This is a genomic window from Pantoea sp. SGAir0183 (assembly GCF_043545505.1).
The window spans coordinates 138,052-163,036 of record NZ_CP028053.1; the positions used below are offsets into that span (position 1 = coordinate 138,052).

Here is a 24,985-nt window from a genome sequence, read left to right on the forward strand (position 1 = left end):
CCGGCTCCGGCCGGGTTTTTTGTTTGTGTAATGCGCAGGGGAGAGGTTATGCCAGAGTTGCCAGAGGTAGAAACCAGCCGACGCGGCATTGAGCCACATCTGGTTGGTCAAACAATTCTTCACGCCGTCGTTCGCAACGCACGTTTGCGTTGGCCGGTATCCAATGAAATCCTCGCATTAAGCGATCAGCCAGTACTGAGTGTTCAGCGGCGCGCTAAATACCTTTTGCTTGAGCTGCCACACGGCTGGATCATTATTCATCTTGGTATGTCTGGAAGTCTGCGCGTTCTGCCCGAAGAATTGCCTGCCGCCAAACACGATCATGTTGACCTGGTGATGAGCAACGGGAAGGTCCTGCGCTACACCGATCCCCGACGTTTTGGTGCCTGGTTGTGGAGCAGCGATCTGGATGGAAGCAGCGTGCTGGCCCATTTAGGTCCAGAACCACTGAGTGAAATGTTCAGTGGCGACTATCTGTTTGAAAAATCCCGCGGTAAGCGAACGGTGATCAAGCAGTGGTTAATGGACAATAAAGTCGTGGTGGGCGTGGGCAATATCTATGCGAGCGAGTCACTGTTTACAGCAGGGATCCTGCCTGATCGAGCAGCGATGAGCCTGTCCCACGATGAAGCGGCGTTTTTGGCTAACACCATTAAAGCGGTACTGCTCCGCTCTATCGAGCAGGGCGGAACGACATTGCGCGACTTTTTACAAAGTGATGGCAAGCCAGGCTATTTTGCTCAGGAGTTGCAGGTTTACGGACGGGCTGGCGAACCCTGCAGGGCGTGCGGCACGCCGATTGTAAGTGGGAAGCACGGGCAGCGCAGTACCTACTGGTGCCCCAACTGCCAGCATTAAGGCAGCTTTGCGAGTAAGGCCTGATGGACAGGTGCGGACAGGAAGGCAGAGACATCGCCACCATGCCGCGCCACTTCTTTGACCAGTGACGATGAGATAAAAGAAAAGCCTTCTGAAGGCATTAAAAATACGCTTTCCAGCGTTGGCAACAGGTGTCGGTTCATACGCGCGAGCTGCATTTCATATTCAAAATCGGACACGGCACGTAATCCACGAACCAGCACATTTGCCTGCTGCGCCCGGGCGAAGTTTGCCATCAGATCGCTAAAACCGACCACGTCGACATTGGGTAGATGTGCAGTGGCCTGTTGCGCCAGCGCCACTCTTTCGTCCAGCGTAAACAGCGGTTTTTTACTCGGGCTGGCGGCAATCGCCACAACAAGCCGATCAAACATCTGTGCTGCACGAGTGACGATATCAATATGGCCCAGGGTAATGGGATCGAAGGTGCCAGGATAAATCGCTTTTGTCGTCATGTGCGCCCTTCCGCCGAAGTCTTATTTAGCGCCCAAAGCGCTGCATATTTATTGAATGTGTACTGGGCATTAACGACTGCCAGTAGCCAGCCCTGTTTGCCATCAAGGAATCCGGCACGCAGCAGCAGCGTTTTTACAAAGGCACCCGCTGTATGACTGAAGACAGAAAACAGGCTGCACGTTTTTCCACGCTGGAATCTTTCCTGCGCCCAGGCTTCAGCATAAGCCAGTTGTTTTCGCTGGAAAACCATCAGGTCACGGCAGGTCAGATGCTGTAAATCGCCTTTCAGTACCTTAACGGGCGCACCTTCGGTTTTGAGTGACTCATGGACCTGATTATCGTTATAACCCAGTGTACGCGGATACAGACGCATCACTCTGTCAGGATACCAGCCGCTGTGACGCATAAAACGGCCCAGGAACAGGTTGCTACGACTGAGGCTGTAAACGGTTGGCCCCGGCGGCGCTTCCAGAACCTGTTCAATCGCCTGACGCAATTCTGGCGTCACGCGCTCGTCGGCATCGATCATCAAAATCATATCGCCACTGGCAAAACTTTGCGCCCGCTGGCGTTGTTTTCCATAACCCTGCCATTCCGTTTCCTGAAAAACCAGTGCGCCGGCCTGTTGAGCCAGCGAGAGGGTGTCATCGGTACTTCCGGAATCCAGCACGATAATTTCATCGGCCCAGCTGACTGACGCAAGACAGTCAGGCAGCAAGGCGGCTTCATTTTTGGCAATCATCACCACTGAAAGGCGTTGGCGCGTAGCGGTCATCAATGAGCCCGTGGCGGTAAATGAGGTTCAAGTAACTGTAGCAGGCGCTGCAGCGCACCCTGATTTTGGTGCAGCACCTCGACGGCGTGGCGACCGTAATAACGACGATAGTCGTCATCCTGTAGCAAATTCGTCACTTCTTTTTCCAGCGACGCCGCGTCAGTCACAGTGATTAACCCCTGTGCCTCCTGCAGTTTGCTGCAAATATCTTTGAAGTTCCAGGTATGCGGGCCCATCAGTACCGGGATAGCATGGGCTGCCGGTTCCAGCGGATTATGACCGCCACGCTCAACCAGGCTGCCTCCTACGAAAGCCAGGTCGGCTATACCGTAGAGCAGCATCAGTTCGCCCATTGAGTCACCAATGACAACCTGTGTTGAACTGGATGGAATCTCTCCGCTACTGCGTAAGGTAAAGCTGAAGTGACGTTTTTGAGTGAGTTCGCGCGCATCGTTGAAGCGCTCAGGATGACGTGGTACCAAAATCAGCAGCAGATCGGGAAAGGTCTCCAGTAAACGGCGGTGCGTATCCAACAGAATCGCTTCTTCACCTTCATGTGTACTGGTCGCGATCCAGACCGGACGGCGCGGAGCCCATTGGCGACGCAGCGTGACGGCGCGTGCCGCCAGCTCGGGAGTAACTGAAATATCGAATTTCAGGCTGCCGGTGATCGACAGGTGAGAGCGTTTCAGCCCAAGCTGGATAAAACGCTCACCATCCTCGGCATTTTGCGCAGCGATCAGCGTGATGCTCTGCAGGAGATTGCGCATAAACTTGCCCAGCTTGCGATAGCCTTTGGCTGAGCGTTCTGACAGGCGAGCATTGGCGATCACCAGCGGAATATGGCGCTGATGCAGAATACGGATGATATTAGGCCACAGCTCCGTTTCCATAATGATGACCAAACGTGGATTCACCGTATCAAGAAAACGATTAATGGCGCCGGGTAAGTCGTAAGGCAAATAGACATGGTGTACATCTTTGCCAAAAGCAGACTGCGCGCGCTCCGAACCGGTTGGCGTCATGGTGGTCACGGTAATGGGCAGGGTAGGATAGCGATGACGCAACGCGCGTACCAACGGCACCGCCGCCAGCGTTTCCCCCACAGAAACCGAATGCAGGACAATGCCGTCCGGCTTCACTTTTCCTGCGCAGTAGCCATAACGCTCTGCCCAGCGTTTGCGATAGGCCGGGGCTTTACGACCGCGCAGCCACAGGCGCAGCCAGATGAGTGGCTGAATGAAATAGAGCAATGCGGTGTAAATGGTCGTCATAGTTACCGTTATGACACGTTGGCGTCAAAAAAGCAGTTTAAAGTCAGATTACTGCATATTATCAGAAACAGCATAATCACTCATCTCACATCATGATTGGGTACGTAGCACCTGCTCATAGAGGGAGGTAAGGGAATGTGCCAGGTGCTGTGGGCTGTATGGCTCAACCCTGCGCCGCGCCGCTTCTCCCATTCGCGCGTCGACGGTCAGACTGGACAGGGCGTGTATCGCCTGGTTCAGGCCTTTAATATCCAGCGCATCGCGAACAAATCCTTCCTGGCCTTCTCGAATAAATTCAGCGCCGCCACAGCCGGTGCTGGTAATGACCGGTAAACCACAGGCCATCGCCTCCAGTACGACGTTGGGGAAGGGATCATATAAGGTCGGCAGCAGCAAACCATCGGCAGCATGATAGAAAGGCTGTACGTCCTGCTGCACGCCGACAAAACGCAAGCGGTCAAGGCAGTTCAGTTGATTAGCCAGCTGCTGATAACGTTTTACCTGTTTGTCCTGGCCTACCACAATCAGATAACGATGACTGTTGGCCAGCGCTTCAATGGCCGCTTTCAGGCCTTTGCGTTCAAAACCCGATCCCACGTAAATCAGCACTGTCGCGTTGGTGGGCAGATTCAGTTGGGTCCGCATGGCATGGCGCGTGGCCTCGGTCGCAGGCTGAAAGCGCGTGGCATCAATCGCATTGTAGATAACGTGTATTTTGTCTGCCTGCAGCGTAAAACAGCGCAAAATGTCTTGTTTTACCATCTCAGAATTGCAGATCACCGCTTTCAGTGAGGGAGACTGGAACATTTCCGCTTCCGCCCGCAAAACGTAACGATGGTAAGGACTCAGGCTGGCACTCAGGCGCTGTAGTGGTGACACAATGCGGGCACGTTGCTCAAGCCAGATACGATGAACGCCATCGCCAGCCCGAAAAATATCACAGCCTGCGATGCGCTCATGGCTTTGTACGATATCAAACTTCTCCCGCTCCCAGCAGGCCCGCGCAGCCTGTGCAAATCCTCGCTCGCGTGAAACCCGCCCCAGTTTGCCTGGATTACAGATGTGCAGATGCCAGTCTGGGTTGGGTTTGCCCTGCCAGCTGCGGGTAATGATATTGAGATCCAGCTGCTCACTTCCCAGCGCTTCCAGCGCGCGTGAGATAAACCGTTCTGCGCCGCCATCAGGACGATATTTTTGCCGGACAATGGCCAGACGTAACTTACGCATTCAGATAGCTCCTTGCGGCATTCACGACATCCTCAACCGGGATGGCCGATAAATAACGCTGATCGGTCCGGGTATCAATAGAATCCGGATGGGGCAGAGATCCATAGTCGCCCGCCCAGATCACCCGATTGTTATCTCCCCACGGACGCCAGTGCTGTAGCTTGGTCGGTCCGAAAAGGGCGATGCAGGGTGTATCCAGCGCCGCCGCCATATGCATGGGCGCGGAGTCGACACCGATAAAGAGTTGCGCGCCCGCGATAAGCGCCGCCAACTGAGGTAAAGAGAGTTGACCCGCAAGCGAGATAACGTGAGGGGAATGGCATTGTGCCAGAATACGGTCGACCATCTCCCGTTCATTTGCATCGGGGCCTGCCGTCAATATCACTTTGCGATCGGCTTGGGCTAACTGATCGATGGTGGCTGCGACCTTGTCCTCTTCCCAGCATTTAAACTGCCAGCGTGAAGTGGGCTGTAAAACAATATAGCCCCCGGCAACCTGCTGCTGAAGGAGCTTGTCCTGCACTTTTTGCGCATCGTCGGGGCTGAAATGCATTGAGGCACCGATGCCTTCCGCTGGAATAGTCAATGGAGAAAGTGCGGACAGATTTTGTTCCACTGTATGTAATTGCTCATGATTTTCAGTGGTAACCAAATGCGTGTGGCACCAGCGCCAGATGGCCTTGTCACGTTTTGTGAAGGCAAAGCCAATACGTACTGGTGCACCAGATAAACCGGTGATAATGGCGCTGCGCCATTGATCGGCAAGGTTAATTACCAGCTCATACTGACAGTTGCGGACGGCAGCGACCAGCGCCATTTCATGGCGGAATTTTCGCCAGCCACCTTCCTTTTTCCAGCCGCGGTCAATGACATGCAGATGGCGGATGACAGGATGTGCTTCCAGCATAGGACGGGTTTCTTTATAGAGCAGAACATCAATCACGGCCTGTGGGTAATGCCGATGCAAAGCATTGATGACAGGCGTGGTCAGCAGCATGTCGCCATGATGACGCAGTTTGATTATCAGTATTTTTTTCGGTGCAAACTGGACTGGAATCGGGCTTGTCATACTCAAATGCTCTCAAAATTCAGTGAGCTGATTGTAGGGCAAACCCTTTAGGGGTTAAAGCAAGTGACGGCGCTTATTTTCTGCGCCAGTAATAAATCCGTCCCAGCCACAGCAGCAGGTGATACCACTGCTTAATACCACGTGCATTGCGCAACATACGTTTGTGCGTCCCGGTGGCAAACACATCTGCAATCATTGCCTGACGCGCAGCCTCATCGGGCTCACGTCGAATACTGTGACAAACGCTCAGGGCTTCGTGCGTTACCTGATAATGGAACGTCGGGTATATGTTAACTTTATCGCGGTAGCGCGTATTAATCTCTTCCAGCATTCTGGCAATTTTCAGGTAATGGCGCTGATACTCGACATTGGCCTGTCCGGTGCGCTTGCGGTTACTGATTGAAGCGTCATGAACGTAATAGCGGTAAAGAGGTTTGTCCGTATAGCGGACGCGCTTCACGTTCAGCATAAATTCTGTGGTCCATGGAATGTCCTGATGATGCAGGCCTGGTTCGAATAAGAGTTTTGCCTGTTCAATGAGCGCCCGACGGTAGATACCCATCCATACAACATGCTTATAGCGCCGGGTTTTCAGCGCCATATTAAGCCATTCAGGCCCATTCAGCACGGGGGTACTGGTAAGACGATTTTCCGGTATCAAAGATTTAGTACAACCATCTGCTTTAGAAAACCATTCGGCATTGCATTGTGCAGCATCAAGATTATCCGCTTCTGCCATGTTTACCAGCGTCAGGTACATATCGGGTTTCATCGTATCATCGGCGTCCGGAAAGGTGACATATTTACCGCGAGCAATAGCCAGACCAGCATTGCGCGCGCGCGAAACGCCGCCATTCGATTGATGAATCACAGTGATACAGGGATGCTTTTTTGCCCAGTCATCTGCCCGCTCGCCAGAACCGTCTGTGGAGCCGTCATCAACGATGATGATTTCAATAGACGTCAGCGTCTGTGCCAGCAGTGACTGGATAAAGGTTTCAAACATTGCGCCAGCGTTAAACATTGGCGTGATAACAGAGAGTAGGGGCGGATTTATCGACACGGCATCAAGTAGTTAGGTTCAGGTTAAGTATAAAGAATGGATTATTACGTATACATTCAGAACTTTTTTTACATTAAAGGTCAAAGTATCGCGTAGCGTAAATTTATTTTTTTACAAGTGCATTCCAAAAAAATACTAATTTTGTTAATTATTTCTAAACCAGGTAAAACATGAAGAATATTCTCGTTATCAGACGCGATAATATTGGCGACATGGTGTGTACTACTCCGTTGCTGCAAGGCATCAAAACCGCTTTCCCTGACGTAAAACTTACCCTTTTAGTTAACAATGTTGCCAGAGATGTCGTAATCAACAATCCCCATGTTGACGCGCTCCATGTTTATAAAAAATCTAAGCATCGCCTCAGGCATGAAAGTGCAATGAGCGTTTACTGGCAGCGGCTTAAAATTTTTATAACGCTACGCCGAACGCACTTCGATGCCGTTGTTCTGGCTAATCCGATGCCTTGTAGGTATAGCTTACGTCTGGCGAGACTGGCGGGCGCAAAAAACATTATTGGTGTAGAAACCCTGGCGCGTGATGATGTTAAAAATGCGTTGATCTCTCGCGGCGATCATCAGGTGGAACACACCTTCAGTTACCTTTCAGCGCTGACCTCGGTTCATTTGCCCGTTCCGGATGTCCAGGTTTATCTGACCGAAAATGAGAAAGCGATAGCCACTCAACGCGTCTCTGCGCTCTTTCCTGATAGTTCATGTCTTTGTGGTATACACATCAGTAGTCGAAGCCCTAAGCGCCGCTGGCCAATCGAAAGTTACGCGCGCTTTATTAGTAAACTGTTACTCAGAAAAGAGGCTCAGGTACTTCTTTTCTGGTCACCGCAGGGAACACTGGGTCCCGATGATCCAGGTGACGATGCTCGTGTGACTGCTCTCTTATCTCAATTTTCCGCCGATCGCGTTGCTGCTTATCCTACTGCATCGATACGCGAACTTATGGCCGGCTTTCATTGCTGTAAACAGATCATGTGTAGTGATGGTGGGCAGATGCATATTGCGGCAGCTTTACATAAAAAACAGGTCGTGTTTTTTGGTGATACCAACGCGACGCATTGGCACCCCTGGTCGGGTGAATATGAAATTTTACAGACGACTTCGGGCGAGTGCATGGATATCAGCGTTGACCAGGCCTGGCTGGCCTGGCAGCGGCTTGAGTCCAGATAACTAAACAGTGCTGGAAAGCGGTTCTAAGGACATTAAGATTTAAACCCTTCGGGGTTACTTAATTGCCAACGCCATGCATCGCGTACCATATCGTCAAGGTTGCGCTTCGCCTGCCAGCCAAGCTGTTGTTTCGCCAGCGAGGGATCTGACCAGCATTCACCAATATCACCGTCGCGTCGTGGTACTATCTCGTGTGGTACAGGTCGACCAATAACATTTTCAAAGGCGTGCAGCATATCCTTAACGGAATAGCCGACACCAGTGCCGAGATTGTATATTCTGACGCCACGATGACGGTTAATCGCTTCAAGCGCTTTGAGATGGCCCTCAGCAACATCCATGACGTGAATGTAGTCCCGGATACCCGTACCGTCTTTAGTGGGATAGTCACTGCCGTAGATCAACAATTTTTCCAGCTTACCAACGGCGACCTGAGTAAGATAAGGCACGAGATTCGCCGGAACACCATTGGGATTCTCGCCAATCATCCCGGATGGATGTGCCCCCACAGGATTGAAATAACGCAGAATGATGACAGAAAAATCGGGACAGGCTCGCGAATAATCCTGCAATATCTGTTCAATCATTAACTTAGTGGTGCCATAGGGATTAGTTGTCCCACCGATCCGAGCATCTTCACGCAGAGGCGTACATTCTGGCTGCCCATAGACGGTTGCAGAGGAGCTAAAGAGTAATTTATCGACGCCCGCCCGACGCATTTCCGCCAGCAAGACCATCGTACTTTTCAAATTATTGTCATAGTATTCTAATGGCTTGCACACTGATTCGCCGACAGATTTTAACGCAGCAAAATGAATGACCGAAGAGATAGCATGACGGGAAAAAATAGCCCTCACCTGCTCACCATCTCGAACATCGGCCTGATAAAAAGCGACTGATTTACCACTCAACATTTCTACGCGTTTGATCGCTTCTGAAGACGCATTACAAAGATTGTCTATGACGACAACTTCGTGACCTTCCTCCAAAAGAGTTAGCACAGTATGTGAACCGATATAACCGGCGCCGCCGGTAACCAGGATAGCCATATCGTTCCTTGTTATTTCGAGCCGCTATCTTTTTCGGCCATCAGGCTGAGATAACGTTCTATGATGAGATTGATGTCGAATTTAGCATACATTGCAGGTGTAATGTCAGGCGGTGACTGCCAGCCATGGCGAATCTTCGTGGCCAGTGAAGGCGCATCCAGTGTTGACTGATAGTCTGCCAGTTCGTCCACCATAATTTCTTTCACACCACCAGGACAGGCGGTGCTGACTATCGGTGTGCCACAAACCAGTGATTCGATTAATACTGTAGGTAAGCCCTCACTGTCAGAGCTCAGCACAAACAAACGCGCATCCTTTAACACTGGCAAGGGATTGCCGATAAAACCACCCATTATCACCTTATCCTGAAGGTTAAGTCTGACGATAAGTGCATTAAGTTGTTCAGTAACCGTTTTTTCTCCCTGACCAAGGATAATGAGTTTGGAGGGAATGTCAGCCATGGCAAATGCTTCAAGAAGACGATCCTGGCGCTTAACCTGATGAAGACGGCCTATGTGCAGGATATAGTTTTCATCGGCAAAGGGATTATGTTCATTTGAACGCTGCCTGATTTTATCAAAATCAAAAGGATTATAAATGGTCAACTTTTTGGCAGGCTGAACGCCCACATTATCGACAATGTCTTCGCCGACCGCGTCGGAAACCGTGACAATATTGCGCTGGTAATAAGTCTGTTGAATTTTGTATTTTTTCAGACGGCGTGAAAACCCATTTTTATTGCCAAGGTATGAGCGGGAAAAAATACCGTGTATACAGTGCCAGACATTACATTCTTTTAAAAGGCGCGACCTAACTACGATACGATCGGTCTTATGCAAGCTCGAAATTACTAAAGCCGGTAACCCTTTTTCAGCAAAGATCGGCTGAAGTTTTTCGTCGAGTTGGCGTGCCCGGCGTGAGAGTTCCGTCAATTTGCGAAACGGACCTGTGCCAGTGTCCTGACAAACCTGGTAATCCACATTGTCAGGAATGGTGTAGTCCAGCCTCTTACTAAGCGACATCAGTGTGACTTGATAACCGCGATGTGCTATGCCCTCTGCCAGGGTCAAGGTAACGTTTTCAGCGCCACCACCCGGTAAGCCATCAATGATAAAAAGGATATGCCTGGTCATGATAATGCCTGCCCGAGTCGTAAAAATGTCGTTAAAATTTTAATCCAGTAGCTATATCATTGCTATCATTGATTTTTTTATAAATCACGATGACTAAATGAATTTGCGCAGATGAGGTCTGGTGCGTAACATAGTTATTCATTTTTTTGGGATTAGAGCCATTATGTCAAGACCTGCATTTCTCATCACTATCGATACGGAAGGCGATAATCTCTGGGAGAATCATGACAGCATTACTACAAGAAACGTGGTTTTCCTGCCGCGATTTCAATCGTTGTGCGAGAAATATGGCTTTAAACCCACCTGGTTGACGAATTATGAAATGGCAGTTGATCCGGCCTACGTGGAATTTGCAAAGGACGTGATTGCGCGTTGCCAGGGTGAAGTTGGGATGCATCTCCATGCGTGGAACAGTCCCCCTTTGTATGATCTCACGGGCGATGACTGGCGACATAAACCTTACCTTATTGAATACCCTCACACGGTCATCAGACAGAAAATTGAATACATGACTCAACTTCTGGAGGACACCTTTCAGACAAAGATGCTCAGTCATCGCGCAGGTCGGTGGGCATTTAATGAATATTATGCCAGTTTATTAATTGAACACGGTTATAAGATTGATTGCTCAGTGACGCCTCGCGTGGACTGGCGGCGGTCAATGGGAAACCCTGCAGGCAAAGGCGGCAGTAACTATACAGATTTTCCCCGTCGCGCTTATTTTATCGACACTGATGACATTGCAAAGCGTGGCCAATCTACGCTGCTCGAAGTACCTATGAGCATCCAGTATAAATACTCGCCTTTAATTAATCATATCAAACTTGGCGTGAAACGGCTTCGCGGTAAGCATCCAACCCCCTCTGTTAACTGGTTAAGGCCAGTTGGAGGCAATCTGGAACAGATGAAAAAAGTCGTCAATCAGTCTGTTGCCGAAGGTGCAGATTATGTGGAGTTCATGCTTCACTCTTCAGAGTTTATGCCCGGTGGTAGCCCAACATTTAAAAATGAAAAAGATATCGAACAACTTTACGCAGATTTAGAACAATTATTTAGCTGGTTACAGCCTCTGACGACAGGTATGACGTTGGCGAATTATTATGCAAAGTTTAAAGGTGAATAATGCGTAAGCGCTGGAAGTTTGAATTAATAAATCTTTATTTACGTATAGTTACTCGACGTAACGGTATGGTCGACTCCAGAGCTGAATTTTTATCTGATAATCAGCAAAACGACTTCAAACATATTGTCATTTATTCTACAACAGCGCTGGGGGATTTCATGCTGAATACACCAGCGATCCATGCCTTACGCCAGCGGTTTCCTGATGCCTGGATAACACTTGTTGCACATCCAAAATTTGCTGACTTTTTGGCGGAAGGAGACGACTGGAATGATGTGGTCTTCTGGAACAGCAAAGTTAAACAGTTGCCAACTCTTGTAAAAGCGCTTCAGAAAAAGGGGCGTCCAGAACTTGCTGTCATTCTACATTCACATGCGCCATATGATTATACGAGCGCTATTTTAGCCGGTGCAAAATATATCTTTCGTGATAATTACCTGGACGGTGCTTCTCTTATCGATCGCTGGTTGACGAATTACACGGTTGGTTATAAAGGCCATCTCATACAGCGGAAGCTGGAGCTTATCGCACCGCTTGGATGTGATACCTCCGCCGTTGAAATGAGATTGCCTCATCCGCCGCAGGAACGTACAACCAGGCCTGACAGAAAAAAACTGGGTTTCCAGCTAGGCGCTTCTTCTCCTGAACGCTGCTGGCCTATTGACTATTTTTCTGCAGTAGCTGAACACGCTCTCACCAGTAATGAAGCACTGGATATTGTGTTAATAGGCGGGCCGGGGGAGATCATATTGGGCCAGCAGTTTCTGGCGCAGCTCAATACACAATTTCACCATCGCGTTATTAATACCATTGGTAAAACATCTCTGCCACAGCTTGTTGAAACTATTAATCAGTTTGATGCTTTACTTACCGGAGATACAGGGCCTTTTCACGTCGCAATCGCACTCAAAGTGCCCACGCTCAGTTTATTTGCAACAGCGCAACCTGTATTTAGTGGACCTTATCAAGACCTGAGCATTCATCGTGCCATCCTTGGCGTCAGATCTGCCTTAAAAGCCGAGACATTAGGTAACGGTGCAATGAAAGCGATTTCTGTAGAGCAGGTTATAAATACCTTCGAAAAGCATTTCGATATTTTTAAGCCTTTATGACACAGCATTGGCCGCAGTAAACCGTAGGGAATAATGTTATGAAGGTGATTCATCTTATTAATCTGGATAAAATGGGCGGCGCGGAAAAGGTTTTTTTGCAATTTATTAGCGAAAGCAGCTGTCAAAATAAAATATTTTGCATAAGCCGTCACGTCGATCCCAGCATCAAGGCTGCGTTGGGTGGTCATCAGATTCATTATGTAAACCAGATAGTGCGGTTTGCAAAGACAAAACTTCCTCCTTTCCTCAGGCCAGTTTTCCTGAAAAGGCGTATTGAAAGGGAGGGCGCGGATGTCGTGGTTGTCTGGGATCTGGTGCCTCGCTTACCGGGGAAGCCGCGTAATGTTAAGATGGTTTATTATGATCATGGTTCGTCATGGGTATTTAGTCATAATCAGCGTACACGTGCGTTTATCAATCTAATTGATGCAGCTATCGCGCCCAGCGAAGCATCGAAATCGATGATGCAAAAGCGGCTGGCAATAAATGTACCTGTAAAAACTATTCCTAACACTTTACCTGCCGTAAAAATTGATTTGGGCGTCAAAGCAGCACCGTCAAAGGATGCGTTAGTTTTGGGGACTGCATCCAGACTGGCCGGTGTAAAAGGGATAGCTATATCAATACTGACGACAGCAGAGTTAGTTAATCGTGGTATTAAGGTCCATCTTTTTATTGCTGGAAAAGGGCCAGAAGAAATGCATTTAAAGGCCTTGGTTAAAGAGAAAGGCCTTGAAAAACAAGTATCTTTTCTTGGCTATCAGGAAAATCTAAGCGAGTTTTATAATTCCATTCACTTTTATATGAGTCTGTCTGTTGCAGAAAGCTTTGGCTTGTCCTGTCTTGATGCGCAGTTACATAATGTCCCCTGTATCTATTCTGTTGTTGATGGACAACCAGAAGTAAATATACATGGCGTTACAGGAATAGGGATTTATCCGACGCTCAGTATCGAAGACTATATTGTTCAGACAGGCTATCCTGCCGAAGTGGAACGACAGTATGTATATAATCCGGTAACGAAGGAAATTACTGCACCGAGGGTTGTCTCGTACCTTGAATGTGCAGATGAAATTGAAAGAATCCTGCAGGATGGAAGCTACCAACGGTTTATCCAGGGAATCAGGAAAAAAAATGCGAACCTGCCTGCGAAAAACGCTATGATTAAAAATGTCGATGATTTTTTAACCCAGGTAAAAACGAAATGACAATAAAGTTTAGAGTGCCTGCCATTGTTCTCGCACTAAGTTGTGTCTCATTTTCGACTGCATTAAATGCATCAACACTCTGTCGGAATGCGCTTTTTCTGGCATTTATATTGTCATTGATTGATCTTTTTAGAAAAAGACAGGGTCTTAAAAGAGATAAGTTCTTTATTTTTTCACTGTCAAGTATTCTTCTTGCATCAGGCATGGTTTTTCATGCTAAATTTTTTCCTTCAACTACCAATTTTTCGGTTGATGAAAACTATTATTTTGTCGCATTGCGTATATTAATGGCGAGTTTCATCGTTTATTATCTTACGCAACTGAAACAAAGTATGACGAAAAATGAGATAAATTTTTCTAAGCTACTGGTTTTGATTGGTTTTTTATATGTTTCCGTGCAGGCTGTGCTTATCCATCACCAACATCCTGATGCGCGACTTGAGATCAAAACGGTTGCAACAACTGTAGCCTATGTTTACGCTGTTCAGGTATTTGCTGCTCTCTATATTGCTTCGACTTATAGAAATAGATTTTCCTTTATTTTGACTGCGTTGATAACCCTTTCTGGTTTCTATGTTTTACTGCTTACTGAAACACGTTCAGTAATCTTAACCTATCCAATAATTATTTTCTTATACCTTATTCAGGCAAAATTAATAAATTTAAAAACAATATTTTTTATGTTTGTGACAGTGGCAGCGGTAGCAATTGTTAATTATAAACCTTTTTATAATGCCTTTGAGCGCATCGTTTCGACATCTGGGGAAATAAAAGACTATAAAAATAATAATGGGAACACCTCATTGGGTGCAAGGTTCAGCCTTTGGAAAGCAGGCATATATGCTTTTAAATTAAATCCGCTAGGTCAAAGTGCAGATCAGCGTTATATTGAAATTAAAAGTTATATTGATGAGTATGAATATAAAAACCCTGAAGCATTACGTGCGATAGACTTCCATATGCATAATGATTTTATAGATAGTCTCAGCTTGAGAGGCATATGGGGAGCACTGCTTTTAGCTTTTTTCTTCTCGTCATTAGCCTTTATCTTTCTTAAGAATAATGAGAGCCATGCTGGCGTTATTTTGCTTTTAATGCCTAACGCTATCTATGGCCTGACTGATACTCTATTTATCGATTTACGTTGCGCAACCGTGCTTATGCTGGGCGTGCCTGTCTATTTGCTAATAAAAAGACAGGCTTAGGAGTTAAAATGAGCAGATTGATTCTGCTCATTTTATTTTTTGATTAACGGAGTAAGCGCGTCTGACACCATCTGTGCGGTAATATTGTCAAGGTTATTATCCGTAGATTTAAGTACAAATTGGTTTTTGCCATACCCACCAATGAGTCCCGGATCCGTCGGACCATAAAGAGTGATGTTAGGGCGATTCAGCGCTGCAGTAAGATGGCTTAAACCAGTGTCGACTGAGATTACCGCTCTTGCGCCTGCCAGCTCATAAGCGACATTTTCCAGCGTTAGTTTAGGCAATACCTCTACATGCTCTAAACCTTCAGCCAGCCGGATCGCACGCTGATGCTCATGCTCAGCGCCCCAGGGCAGTTTTACGCGCAAACCTGTCGGCTGGAGCCGTTCAATTAACTCGCGCCAGTGGGATTCTGGCCAGTGCTTGTTATCACGAGTCGTGGCATGCAGGAAGACCAGATAAGCGTTTTCACCCTGTAATGCCACATTGGGGAAATGGCCAGCAATAGCATAGTCTCCCTGCGTTTGCGGCTTCTCATAACCCAGGCTTTTCGCGAACAGTTCCCGGGTCCTCTCCACTGCGTGTTGCTTCTTACTGACCTCGTGCTTTTTGTCGTACCACCAACTGGCAAAGGGTTCACGCGCACTGCGGCTGTCCAGACCGTGCTTGACACCTTTAGCCAGACGCGTCACGAGTGCGGCACTCTTAATCAGCCCCTGAGCATCAATCACCACATCATAGTGGCGAGACTGTAAATCGCGTTTAAATCGAACACGTTCTTCACGCTGTTCGCTGCCGAACCAGTGCTTACGCCAGCGACGGATTGCAACGGGCAGAACCTTATCAACGGCGGGATGCCATGCAGGAATCTGGGCAAAATTTTCTTCTACCACCCAATCAAAACGAATACCGGGAAGAGCATGCATAGCATCAGTCAGGGCAGGTAACGTATGGAGCACATCCCCCATTGACGAGGTTTTAACAATCAGGACGTGCATGAACTCTCCTGGGCTTCACGCAACAAACTGCGTAATGTTTCATGGACTTGTGAAGGCTGGATGTCAATCAGGCTTTGATGGTAGCCCTGCTCAGCATCCCCTTTACGGACGCGATGGTAACCGCTGATTAAACGGATGATACGCGCCTGATCCGACAGCGGCGGGGTGAAGTCCGGGCTACTGGGACCATATAAAGCCACCAGTGGGCGGTTCAACGCGGCGGCAATATGCATAAGACCAGAGTCATTGCTCACTACCGCCCGGCACTGGGCCAGCAGAATGACAGCCTGTTCCAGCTGGGTTTGACCTGCCAGATTGCGGCAATGCTCACGACCTGTCTCGGGCAGCGACGCGATGATTTCTTCGCCAGTGGGGCCATCTTTTACTGAACCGAACAGCAGGATCTGAAACCCTTCGCGAATTAACTGTTCTGCCAGTGCGGCGTAGTGAAAATGCGGCCAGCGTTTTGCCGGACCAAATTCGGCCCCGGGGCAAAAGCCAATAGCCGGGCGCTCAGAGGAAAGTTGAAACTGCGCAGCCATTACGCTTTTTTCCGCTTCGCTGACCTGTAACTGCGGTTTCAGCAAGGGTTGTGGCAGTTGACGGGCTGAACGGAAAGGCGTGTCATAGGCCAGCGCAACATAACGCTCTACCATTAAAGGAAACGCGGCCTTATCCAGTACCCGCACATCATTCAACAGACCATAGCGCATTTCTCCGCGCCAGCCGACGCGGCGAGGAATACCCGCAAAAAAGGGCACCAATGCCGATTTGAATGAGTTGGGCAATACGTAAGCGCGATCATAACCCTGATCGCGCAGTGATTTACCCAAACGGCGGCGCTCGCCTATCGCCAGCGCACCATGGCCGAGTGGCATGGCCAGCGCCTGATTCACTTCAGGCATTCGGGAAAGTAAAGGACGGCACCATTCAGGTGCCATCACATCAATCACCGCATCAGGATGTTCGGCCTTGAGCGTACGATAGAGACTTTGCGACATCATCATATCGCCGACCCACGACGGGCCGATCACCAGAATTTTCATTACCGGTATCCGTTCCTTAGACGTTGCGGTTTAACCAGGCCATATATTCAGACACGCCCTGTGCCACTGTTTTAAAAGGCTTGTCGTAGCCTGCCTCACGCAGTTTCGTCAGATCAGCCTGGGTATAAGCCTGATAACGGCCTTTCAGTTTTTCCGGGAAAGGAATGTATTCAATTTCACCTTTCTGATGGAAATTAAGCACGGCGTCCGCAACTTCCTGGAACGATTCGGCGCGGCCTGTGCCGCAGTTATAAATCCCGGAAATGCCGTTCTCCCAGCACCACAGATTGACTGACACAACATCATCAACATGAATAAAATCGCGTTTAAAGCTGTCGCTGCCCTCGAACAGTTTTGGATTTTCGTCATTACTGATCTGCGTATTCAGATGGAAGGCAACGCTCGCCATACTGCCTTTATGGCCTTCGCGCGGTCCGTAAACGTTGAAGTAACGGAAACCACAGACTGGCGACGTTGCTTCTGGCAGAATCTGGCGTACATAGTGGTCAAACAGCATTTTTGAGTAGCCGTAAACGTTTAGCGGCTGCTCGTACTGACGCTCTTCGATGAAATTCTCATTGCGTCCACCATAGGTGGCTGCCGAAGAGGCATACAGAAAGGGGATTTCACGCTCAAGGCAAAAGTGCAGCAGGTCTTTTGAGTACTGATAGTTATTATCCATCATGTACTTACCATCCCACTCCGTTGTGGCTGAGCAGGCACCTTCATGGAACACCGCTTCAATCGGACCCAGATCTTCACCCGACATGATGTAGGTTAAGAACTCTTCTTTATCCATGTAATCTGTGATGTCCAGATCGGCAAGATTCACGAACTTGGTGCCATCTTTCAGATTATCTACGACCAGAATATCTGTATGGCCACGATCGTTCAGCGTCTTAACGATATTGCTGCCGATCATACCTGCGCCACCGGTTACGATAATCATATTGCTACCTTTAACGTTTTGTGGTGAAACGGGACGTCTCACGCGTAATGTCACCATCATAACATTTCATCCCGCCACAGACAGCCAGATGACTCCGTAAGGTCAGGGCCCAAAATGCCTGTGACGTGAACTGTGCTACATAATTCACATTATTTTGGTCGATTAGGCGTTAAAAGGCGATATGTTCAGTCGTATTTGCCTCTTCCTACCTTTTCAGGAGTGTAATAATGTCAGCGCATTTTTATCAGCATATTCGTCAGCAACTGGCTATCGCCCAGCAAGAAGGGCTGTTCAAAAAAGAACGTATTATCACTTCCGCGCAGCAGGCTGAAATCGACGTTGGGCATCATCACGCTGTCATTAATTTCTGTGCAAATAATTACCTTGGGCTGGCTAACCATCCTGCTTTGATTCAGGCCGCGAAAGAGGGAATGGATTCGCACGGTTTTGGGATGGCATCGGTGCGCTTTATCTGTGGCACGCAGGATAAGCACAAACAACTGGAAAGAAAACTGGCTGATTTTCTGGGTATGGAAGACGCCATACTTTACTCCTCCTGCTTCGATGCGAATGGCGGATTATTTGAAACACTGCTGGGGGCTGAGGATGCCATCATTTCTGACGCACTTAATCACGCGTCGATTATTGATGGTGTGCGTCTGTGTAAAGCACAACGCTACCGTTACGCCAATAATGACATGACCGAGTTACGTGCCCGCCTGCAGGAAGCCAAAGATAACGGCGCAGAGACCATCATGATTGCAACCGATGGCGTCTTCTCTATGGATGGCGTAATTGCCAATCTGAAAGGCATTTGCGATTTGGCAGACGAATACTCAGCCCTGGTCATGGTCGATGATTCCCATGCGGTGGGTTTTCTGGGAAAGGCAGGGCGGGGAACGCATGAGTATTGTGATGTCATGGGGCGGGTAGACATCATTACCGGCACCCTAGGTAAGGCGCTGGGGGGGGCCTCCGGTGGCTATACGGCAGCCAAAGCCGAGGTTATAGAATGGCTACGTCAGCGTTCAAGACCTTATCTGTTCTCTAATTCACTGGCACCCGCAATCGTGGCTGCCTCATTGCGCGTTCTGGATCTGTTAAGCGAAGGCGACGGACTGCGTCAGCGCCTCTGGGAAAACGCACGCCTGTTCCGCGAAAAAATGACGGCAGCGGGCTTTACGCTGGCGGGGGCCGATCACGCCATCATTCCGGTCATGCTGGGCGAAGCCAGCGTAGCGCAGGCGTTTGCACATCTGCTTCAGCAGGAGGGGATTTATGTGACCGGATTTTTCTATCCGGTAGTGCCAAAAGGTCAGGCACGTATTCGCACACAAATTTCAGCCGCGCACAGCCAGCAGCAGCTCGATACCGCTGTGGCCGCTTTCACGCGGATTGGTAAGCAACTTGGCGTGATCGCCTGAGGACAGACCATGAAAGCACTTGCGAAACTGAAAAAAGAGCAGGGTATCTGGATGGTTAACGATGCGCCCATTCCGGAGCCTGGCCACAACGATTTGCTGATCAAAATCCGCAAAACCGCGATCTGCGGCACCGATGTACATATTTACAACTGGGACGACTGGTCCCGTAAAACGATCCCCGTGCCCATGATTGTTGGCCATGAATATGTAGGCGAAGTGGTGGCTGTGGGGCAGGAAGTGAAAGGGTTTCAGATTGGCGATCGCGTTTCGGGTGAAGGTCACATTACCTGCGGGCACTGCCGTAACTGCCGGGCAGGGCGGACACATTTATGCCGCAATACGCAAGGTGTAGGTGTCAACCGGCAGGGATGCTTTGCTGAATATCTGGTGATCCCTGCCTTTAATGCCTTCAAAATTCCCGACAATATTTCAGACGAACTGGCGTCGATTTTTGACCCGTTTGGCAACGCAGTTCATACCGCTTTGTCCTTCGATCTGGTGGGAGAAGACGTTCTGATCTCTGGGGCAGGGCCGATTGGAATCATGGCGGCGGCGGTATGTCGTCATGTGGGTGCACGAAATGTCGTCATCACAGACATTAATGATTATCGCCTTGAACTGGCCCGTAAAATGGGCGTGACCTGTGCGGTCAACGTGGCGAAACAGGACTTGCGTGAGGTCATGCATACGCTCGATATGCGAGAGGGCTTTGACGTGGGCTTAGAAATGTCGGGCGCACCGCCTGCTTTTCGGACCCTGCTTGACGTCATGAATCACGGCGGTCGTATTGCCTTACTGGGCATTCCGCCCGGTGAAATGGCCATCGACTGGAATCAGGTGATTTTTAAAGGGCTGTTTATTAAGGGCATTTACGGGCGGGAGATGTTTGAAACCTGGTACAAGATGGCCGCACTGATACAGTCAGGTCTGGATCTCTCCCCGATCATTACACATCGCTACGATATAGATGACTTTCAGCGAGGTTTTGATGATATGCGGTCGGGGCAATCAGGAAAGGTGATTCTGAGCTGGACGTAATGTTGCCCTTTGTTTTTTAACGTTGACGCTCAGCATCGGGTTTAAGGCCGATGCTGAGTATGTCAAAAAAGCGCATTAATACGGCGATACAGCGGGCTCTCAGCGATGCTCTCACCAATCACGCCCAGTGCACGCGTAGCAGGCACAGGTGACAGTGGTTGCTTCACTTTACATTCGCCTGGCGCCTGGAAGCCTTGCGCAGGTTTATTGCGCGGCAGGGTTTTTGCCGGCGAAGCACTGCCGTTACGCAGCGGCTCATTTAATAACTGACCCGGTGTCACCAGCGTAATATCCGCAGGCAAAGTGGGCAGCATTTGTTGCAACACGCGCACAGTGTTCGGGTGCGGGTGACCAATCGCAATCGCATAGCCATCCCGCTCGGCCAGTTTCACTGCCCGACTAAATTGCTGACGGATGGTGTTGATGTCCTGGCTGTCGTCCAGAAAGACCCTGCGCTTTAGCACTCTGACATGCGTGCCTTGGGCGGCGGGTACAGACTGGCTGTTGCCAATCGTCATGCTGTCAAGGAAGTACAGATTGTACTGGTTAAGAGCCTGCATGACTTTTTGCATACCCGGCAGACTGGACGTCATTTTGCTGCCCATATGGTTATTCAGCCCCACCGCATAAGGCACGTTATTTACTGCACTCCGGATGATGCGGTCAATCTCGGCGCTGCTCATCTCGGGCGTTAACGTGTTTTTTTCAAGGGGTTGCTTACTGAGAGGGGCCATGGGCAGATGGATCAGGACTTCGTGTCCGCCCTGATGCGCTTTGATTGCCATTTGACGTGCATAGGGCGCATCGGGGAGGACGGCAACCGATATCGCCTGCGGCATCTGCAACACTTTATTCTCTTCTGTAGGCCGGTAGCCGACATCATCAATAACAATGGCGAGTTTACCGGCCTGGGCTGCGAAGCTGAGCAGCAATCCACTCAGCAGCGCAACCAGGGTCTTTCGCTGACGTAACACTTATTTTCCTAACCACGGAAGTGGATTAACCGCTTTACCCTGACGCCGGATTTCAAAGTAGAGCGAAGGTGTACCACGGCCACCGCTGGTGCCGACCAGGGCAATAGGCTGACCTGCTTTTACCTGAGCGCCGACGCTGACCAGTGCGCTTTGGTTGTAACCATAGAGGCTCATATCCCCTTTGCCATGTTCAATCACGACGACGAGGCCATAACCCTGTAACCAGTCAGCCATTAACACGCGACCATCGGCAATGGCTTTAACTTCTGTGCCCTCAGGCGCGTTAATGACCAGCCCTTTCCAGCGTAATTCGCCCTGAAGCTCCTCACCGAAGCGATGCTCAATCCGTCCTCTTACTGGCCAGATGTCCTGACCATTTGGCCGCCCAAGCCCGCCTGTGCGCGCCATCAGTTCGCGTTCACTCTGGGTTGGCTGATAGCTGGAGCCTTTCGCTTTTGCCTGCACCTGACGCTGGCGGACTTTTTCAGCCTCACGCGCTTCCCGTGCGGCGCGTTCACGTGCTTCTCGCTCGGCACGGGCAATTTTGTCTTGCAGGCGGCTTTCGTTCTGCCGCATCTCGACCAAATCAGCCTGATCTTTCTGCAGCGCACTTTCCAGAGAGGTTAGCGTTTTTTTGCGGGCGGCACTGGCTTGCTGAAGTTTGTCCTGCTGTGCTTGCTGCTGAGTTAACAACGATTTTTGCTGCTGCTGTTTTTGTTCCAGCGATGCGCGCTGTTGAGCCAGTTCCTTGCGGGTAGTTTGCAGGGCGGTGATATTTTCCTGACGTGCCGTGTTCAGGTAACCAAAGTAGGCCAGGATGCGCTCGCTGCGCTGACTTTCTTCGCCACCTAACAGCAGTTGCAGGCCCTTGTGCTGGCCCTGACGAAAAGCGGCATCCAGTTGCTCTGCCAGCAGTTTTTCCTGCTGAGCCTGTTGTTTCTCAAGGTGGGCAACGGAGGCGGTGACCTGCGCGATGTCATTGTTTAAGGCGGACAGACTATTGCGCGTTTCACGCAACTGCCGGCTGGCCTGCGCAATGATTTTTTCCTGACTTTGCAGCTGATTAAGCAACTGGCTGCGCTGGGCTTTTTGCGCCTTAACGCTTTTTTCTTTTTCAGCAATTTCCTGCTGAATGGATTTCAGTTGCGCTTTGTTATCATCAGCGGCCAGCCCGGGTAAGGGCAATGACAACAGGCCCGCATAAAGCAGGCTAAAAGACAGAACGGACAAGCGTGTAAACAGCGGCACGGTAACGCCGTTGTGACGGGTCCATGTTGGCAGAGCAGTTGTCTTTCCCTTCATAGGTCGATGATTATTCCACGATGAACAGTTGCTTACCAGCATTGCCGACCGGCTTTTGCTTCCCTAAATGTGACCATTTTCAACAGTACAAGGCATAAGCGTCACGACATTTTTGCCATTCGGTGAATTTTTTTGGAAAATGACGCACAAATTATCACTCTGCCCGCTTAGCGTCTGTACATGCGAAGTGGCGCAGGTATACTCAGAAGCCTTGTTTTAGCTTATTAGCCCGGTCTGGAGTCGTTACCCCTCATGCAAGAAATTATGCAGTTTGCAAGCAATCACCCCATCCTGAGTCTGGCATGGGTCGTTTTACTTATACTGGTGATTGTGACCACCGTTAAAGGGATGTTCTCTAAAGTAAAAACGATCAGTCGAGGCGAAGCAACCCGACTTATTAACAAAGAGGATGCGGTGGTGGTAGACGTGCGTTCGCGCGACGATTACCGCAAGGGGCATATTTCGGGCGCGGTCAACGTCGCTGCAGCTGATATCAAGAAAGGCAGTTTTGGCGAGCTGGAAAAGCATAAAACACAGCCCATAATTGTGGTATGCGCTACCGGGCAGAGCGCGGCCGATCCTGCTGCACATCTGAGCGCGGCAGGTTTCAATCAAGTGAGCGTGCTCAAAGACGGTATTAGCGGTTGGAGCGGCGAAAATCTGCCGTTAGTTCGCGGTAAATAACCATCCTGAGGTCCCTATGGCAAACGTTGAGATTTATACCAAACCAACCTGTCCGTATTGTCATCGCGCAAAAGCGCTGCTGAATGAGAAAGGCGCGGCGTTCCAGGAGATCCCCATTGATGGGGACATGGCAAAACGTGAAGAGATGATTAAGCGCAGCGGCCGCACGACAGTGCCTCAGATCTTTATTGATGGCCAGCATATTGGTGGCTGCGACGATTTGATGGCACTTAACGATCGTCAGGGTTTAGATCCGTTACTTCAGGCGTAGTTTTACGCCAGACATTTTAACTTACAGGACTTAGTCACATGTCAGAACATAACACTAACGAAATGCAATTCCAGATTCAGCGCGTTTACACGAAGGATATTTCTTTTGAAGCGCCCAATGCGCCGCAGGTGTTTCAGAAAGAGTGGGAGCCAGACGTTAAGCTGGATCTGGATACTGCCTCTTCGCAGCTGGCTGATGAAGTGTATGAAGTGGTGCTGCGTGTGACCGTTACGGCAACCGTTGGCGAAGATACCGCTTTCCTGTGTGAAGTTCAGCAGGCAGGTATTTTCACCATCGGTGGCATTGAAGGTACCCAGATGGCGCATTGCCTTGGCGCTTACTGCCCAAATATCCTGTTCCCTTATGCCCGCGAATGCATCACCAGCCTGGTTTCACGTGGTACCTTCCCGCAGCTTAACCTTGCGCCAGTGAACTTTGATGCGCTGTTTATGAATTATCTGCAGCAGCAGCAAGGCGAAGAAGCGCAACATCAGGATGCCTGATGACCACTCACGCTTCGATTAGCGTCATCGGTGCCGGTTCATACGGCACCGCTTTGGCGATTACGCTGGCCCGCAATGGCCACCCGGTGCTGCTGTGGGGGCACAATCCTGCCCATATGGCACAACTTCAGTCCGACCGCTGCAACCGTGCTTTCCTGCCAGATGTAACGTTTCCCGATAATCTGACTGTTGAACCTGACCTGAATACCGTTATAGCCGCCAGCCGCGATTTGTTGGTTGTTGTACCGAGTCATGTTTTCGGCGATGTGCTGACGCAGATAAAGCCCGGTTTACGTGATGACTCACGCATCGTCTGGGCAACGAAAGGACTGGAGAAGGAAACGGGTCGTCTGCTGCAGGATGTTGCCCGCGACATTTTGGGCGAAACGATTCCACTGGCCGTCATCTCCGGCCCCACTTTTGCAAAAGAACTGGCAGCGGGTTTACCGACAGCGATTGCGCTGGCGGCTACTGACGCGCAGTTCGCAGAGGATTTACAACAGCGACTGCACTGCGGCAAAAGCTTTCGTGTCTATAACAATCCCGATTTTATTGGGGTTCAACTGGGCGGCGCGGTGAAAAACGTCATTGCTATCGGTGCTGGCATGTCTGATGGCATCGGCTTTGGCGCGAATGCACGCACAGCGTTAATTACGCGCGGGCTGGCCGAGATGAGTCGTCTGGGTGCGGCATTAGGCGCAGATGCCACAACATTTATGGGCATGGCCGGTTTGGGCGATCTGGTGCTGACCTGTACTGATAACCAATCGCGCAATCGCCGTTTTGGCATGATGCTCGGGCAGGGTGAAGATGTCGATAGCGCACAACGCATTATCGGACAAGTTGTAGAAGGCTACAGAAATACCAAAGAAGTCAAAGCGCTGGCTGCACGCACAGGGGTTGAAATGCCTATCACCGAACAGATTTATCAGGTGCTCTATTGCGGAAAACCGGCACGAGATGCAGCATTAAGCCTGCTGGGGCGTTCACGGAAGGACGAAAACAGCACAAACTAAAGCAGGAAGCCAAGCGTCAT

The 24,985-nt window shown here is 49.7% G+C and carries 25 protein-coding genes; 12 read left to right on the forward strand and 13 right to left on the reverse strand.

Features of this window, described 5'->3' with window-relative positions:
* Positions 1 to 48 precede the first annotated feature (48 nt).
* The gene (gene mutM / locus C1N59_RS00635) at positions 49 to 858 is read left to right on the forward strand and encodes a bifunctional DNA-formamidopyrimidine glycosylase/DNA-(apurinic or apyrimidinic site) lyase (RefSeq protein WP_006121251.1); all 810 of its coding nucleotides are present in this window, start codon (positions 49 to 51) and stop codon (positions 856 to 858) included.
* On the opposite strand, the gene coaD is transcribed toward mutM, so the two are convergent.
* From coaD to C1N59_RS00665, 6 genes are all read right to left on the reverse strand, one after another.
* Positions 855 to 1,334 carry a pantetheine-phosphate adenylyltransferase gene (gene coaD, locus C1N59_RS00640; RefSeq protein WP_006121252.1) on the reverse strand — a complete coding sequence of 160 codons (480 nt, stop codon included), beginning with the start codon at positions 1,332 to 1,334 and terminating at the stop codon, positions 855 to 857. The two genes, mutM and coaD, sit on opposite strands and share 4 nt — an antisense overlap.
* A complete protein-coding gene (locus tag C1N59_RS00645) occupies positions 1,331 to 2,110 on the reverse strand; it encodes a glycosyltransferase family 2 protein (RefSeq protein WP_394550170.1) in 780 nt (259 codons plus the stop codon). The genes coaD and C1N59_RS00645 overlap by 4 nt, the downstream gene beginning before the upstream one ends.
* Positions 2,110 to 3,384, reverse strand: a complete 1,275-nt coding sequence (gene waaA, locus C1N59_RS00650) for a lipid IV(A) 3-deoxy-D-manno-octulosonic acid transferase (RefSeq protein ID WP_039342468.1) — start codon at positions 3,382 to 3,384, stop codon at positions 2,110 to 2,112. Before waaA ends, C1N59_RS00645 begins: the two co-directional genes overlap by 1 nt.
* A 90-nt stretch (positions 3,385 to 3,474) precedes the next feature.
* Positions 3,475 to 4,611 (reverse strand): glycosyltransferase family 4 protein, encoded by a 1,137-nt coding sequence (locus C1N59_RS00655; protein ID WP_394550171.1) that lies wholly within the window; start codon positions 4,609 to 4,611, stop codon positions 3,475 to 3,477.
* Complete coding sequence (gene rfaQ / locus C1N59_RS00660) at positions 4,604 to 5,680, reverse strand: putative lipopolysaccharide heptosyltransferase III (RefSeq protein WP_394550172.1); 1,077 nt, start codon at positions 5,678 to 5,680, stop codon at positions 4,604 to 4,606. The genes C1N59_RS00655 and rfaQ overlap by 8 nt, the downstream gene beginning before the upstream one ends.
* 73 nt (positions 5,681 to 5,753) lie before the next feature.
* Positions 5,754 to 6,704: a glycosyltransferase gene (locus C1N59_RS00665; RefSeq protein WP_394550759.1), complete on the reverse strand. Its 951-nt coding sequence runs from the start codon at positions 6,702 to 6,704 to the stop codon at positions 5,754 to 5,756.
* Between the two features lie 209 nt (positions 6,705 to 6,913).
* Between C1N59_RS00665 and C1N59_RS00670 the strand changes: the two genes are divergently transcribed.
* Complete coding sequence (locus tag C1N59_RS00670; RefSeq protein ID WP_394550174.1) at positions 6,914 to 7,927, forward strand: glycosyltransferase family 9 protein; 1,014 nt, start codon at positions 6,914 to 6,916, stop codon at positions 7,925 to 7,927.
* A gap of 32 nt (positions 7,928 to 7,959) precedes the next feature.
* Here the strand turns inward: C1N59_RS00670 and galE are convergent, their stop codons facing one another.
* Complete coding sequence (galE, locus tag C1N59_RS00675; protein WP_039342475.1) at positions 7,960 to 8,976, reverse strand: UDP-glucose 4-epimerase GalE; 1,017 nt, start codon at positions 8,974 to 8,976, stop codon at positions 7,960 to 7,962.
* A gap of 11 nt (positions 8,977 to 8,987) precedes the next feature.
* Complete coding sequence (locus C1N59_RS00680) at positions 8,988 to 10,109, reverse strand: glycosyltransferase (protein WP_394550175.1); 1,122 nt, start codon at positions 10,107 to 10,109, stop codon at positions 8,988 to 8,990.
* Between the two features lie 163 nt (positions 10,110 to 10,272).
* Between C1N59_RS00680 and C1N59_RS00685 the strand changes: the two genes are divergently transcribed.
* From C1N59_RS00685 to C1N59_RS00700, 4 genes are read left to right on the forward strand one after another with little or no spacing between them, the layout of a single operon-like run.
* A complete protein-coding gene (locus C1N59_RS00685) occupies positions 10,273 to 11,232 on the forward strand; it encodes a polysaccharide deacetylase family protein (protein WP_394550761.1) in 960 nt (319 codons plus the stop codon).
* Positions 11,232 to 12,344 carry a glycosyltransferase family 9 protein gene (locus C1N59_RS00690; RefSeq protein ID WP_394550176.1) on the forward strand — a complete coding sequence of 371 codons (1,113 nt, stop codon included), beginning with the start codon at positions 11,232 to 11,234 and terminating at the stop codon, positions 12,342 to 12,344. Before C1N59_RS00685 ends, C1N59_RS00690 begins: the two co-directional genes overlap by 1 nt.
* Before the next feature lie 38 nt (positions 12,345 to 12,382).
* Positions 12,383 to 13,552, forward strand: a complete 1,170-nt coding sequence (locus tag C1N59_RS00695) for a glycosyltransferase (RefSeq protein ID WP_394550177.1) — start codon at positions 12,383 to 12,385, stop codon at positions 13,550 to 13,552.
* Positions 13,549 to 14,757, forward strand: a complete 1,209-nt coding sequence (locus C1N59_RS00700; protein ID WP_394550178.1) for an O-antigen ligase family protein — start codon at positions 13,549 to 13,551, stop codon at positions 14,755 to 14,757. Before C1N59_RS00695 ends, C1N59_RS00700 begins: the two co-directional genes overlap by 4 nt.
* Before the next feature lie 32 nt (positions 14,758 to 14,789).
* Here C1N59_RS00700 and rfaC read toward each other — a convergent pair whose 3' ends face one another.
* From rfaC to rfaD, 3 genes are read right to left on the reverse strand one after another with little or no spacing between them, the layout of a single operon-like run.
* A complete protein-coding gene (rfaC, locus tag C1N59_RS00705) occupies positions 14,790 to 15,758 on the reverse strand; it encodes a lipopolysaccharide heptosyltransferase RfaC (RefSeq protein ID WP_394550179.1) in 969 nt (322 codons plus the stop codon).
* Positions 15,746 to 16,804, reverse strand: a complete 1,059-nt coding sequence (rfaF, locus tag C1N59_RS00710; RefSeq protein ID WP_394550180.1) for an ADP-heptose--LPS heptosyltransferase RfaF — start codon at positions 16,802 to 16,804, stop codon at positions 15,746 to 15,748. The genes rfaC and rfaF overlap by 13 nt, the downstream gene beginning before the upstream one ends.
* A gap of 16 nt (positions 16,805 to 16,820) precedes the next feature.
* The gene (rfaD, locus tag C1N59_RS00715; protein ID WP_033738074.1) at positions 16,821 to 17,753 is read right to left on the reverse strand and encodes an ADP-glyceromanno-heptose 6-epimerase; all 933 of its coding nucleotides are present in this window, start codon (positions 17,751 to 17,753) and stop codon (positions 16,821 to 16,823) included.
* 227 nt (positions 17,754 to 17,980) lie between these two features.
* Here rfaD and C1N59_RS00720 point away from each other — a divergent pair, with 227 nt between their 5' ends.
* Both C1N59_RS00720 and tdh read left to right on the forward strand, forming a co-directional pair.
* Positions 17,981 to 19,177, forward strand: a complete 1,197-nt coding sequence (locus C1N59_RS00720) for a glycine C-acetyltransferase (RefSeq protein WP_394550181.1) — start codon at positions 17,981 to 17,983, stop codon at positions 19,175 to 19,177.
* A gap of 9 nt (positions 19,178 to 19,186) precedes the next feature.
* Positions 19,187 to 20,215: an L-threonine 3-dehydrogenase gene (tdh, locus tag C1N59_RS00725; protein ID WP_054686814.1), complete on the forward strand. Its 1,029-nt coding sequence runs from the start codon at positions 19,187 to 19,189 to the stop codon at positions 20,213 to 20,215.
* A gap of 62 nt (positions 20,216 to 20,277) precedes the next feature.
* On the opposite strand, the gene C1N59_RS00730 is transcribed toward tdh, so the two are convergent.
* Entirely contained in the window at positions 20,278 to 21,189 is a 912-nt protein-coding gene (locus C1N59_RS00730) for a divergent polysaccharide deacetylase family protein (RefSeq protein ID WP_054686816.1), read from the reverse strand.
* The gene (gene envC, locus C1N59_RS00735; protein WP_039342507.1) at positions 21,190 to 22,491 is read right to left on the reverse strand and encodes a murein hydrolase activator EnvC; all 1,302 of its coding nucleotides are present in this window, start codon (positions 22,489 to 22,491) and stop codon (positions 21,190 to 21,192) included. It lies immediately after the preceding gene.
* A 252-nt stretch (positions 22,492 to 22,743) separates the two neighbouring features.
* Here envC and C1N59_RS00740 point away from each other — a divergent pair, with 252 nt between their 5' ends.
* From C1N59_RS00740 to gpsA, 4 genes are read left to right on the forward strand one after another with little or no spacing between them, the layout of a single operon-like run.
* Entirely contained in the window at positions 22,744 to 23,175 is a 432-nt protein-coding gene (locus tag C1N59_RS00740; protein ID WP_006121275.1) for a rhodanese-like domain-containing protein, read from the forward strand.
* A 16-nt stretch (positions 23,176 to 23,191) separates the two neighbouring features.
* On the forward strand, positions 23,192 to 23,446 hold the full coding sequence (gene grxC, locus C1N59_RS00745) for a glutaredoxin 3 (RefSeq protein ID WP_033738087.1): 255 nt from the start codon (positions 23,192 to 23,194) through the stop codon (positions 23,444 to 23,446).
* A gap of 38 nt (positions 23,447 to 23,484) precedes the next feature.
* Entirely contained in the window at positions 23,485 to 23,949 is a 465-nt protein-coding gene (gene secB, locus C1N59_RS00750) for a protein-export chaperone SecB (RefSeq protein WP_006121277.1), read from the forward strand.
* A complete protein-coding gene (gpsA, locus tag C1N59_RS00755) occupies positions 23,949 to 24,965 on the forward strand; it encodes an NAD(P)H-dependent glycerol-3-phosphate dehydrogenase (RefSeq protein ID WP_199227875.1) in 1,017 nt (338 codons plus the stop codon). The genes secB and gpsA overlap by 1 nt, the downstream gene beginning before the upstream one ends.
* Positions 24,966 to 24,985: the final 20 nt, after the last annotated feature.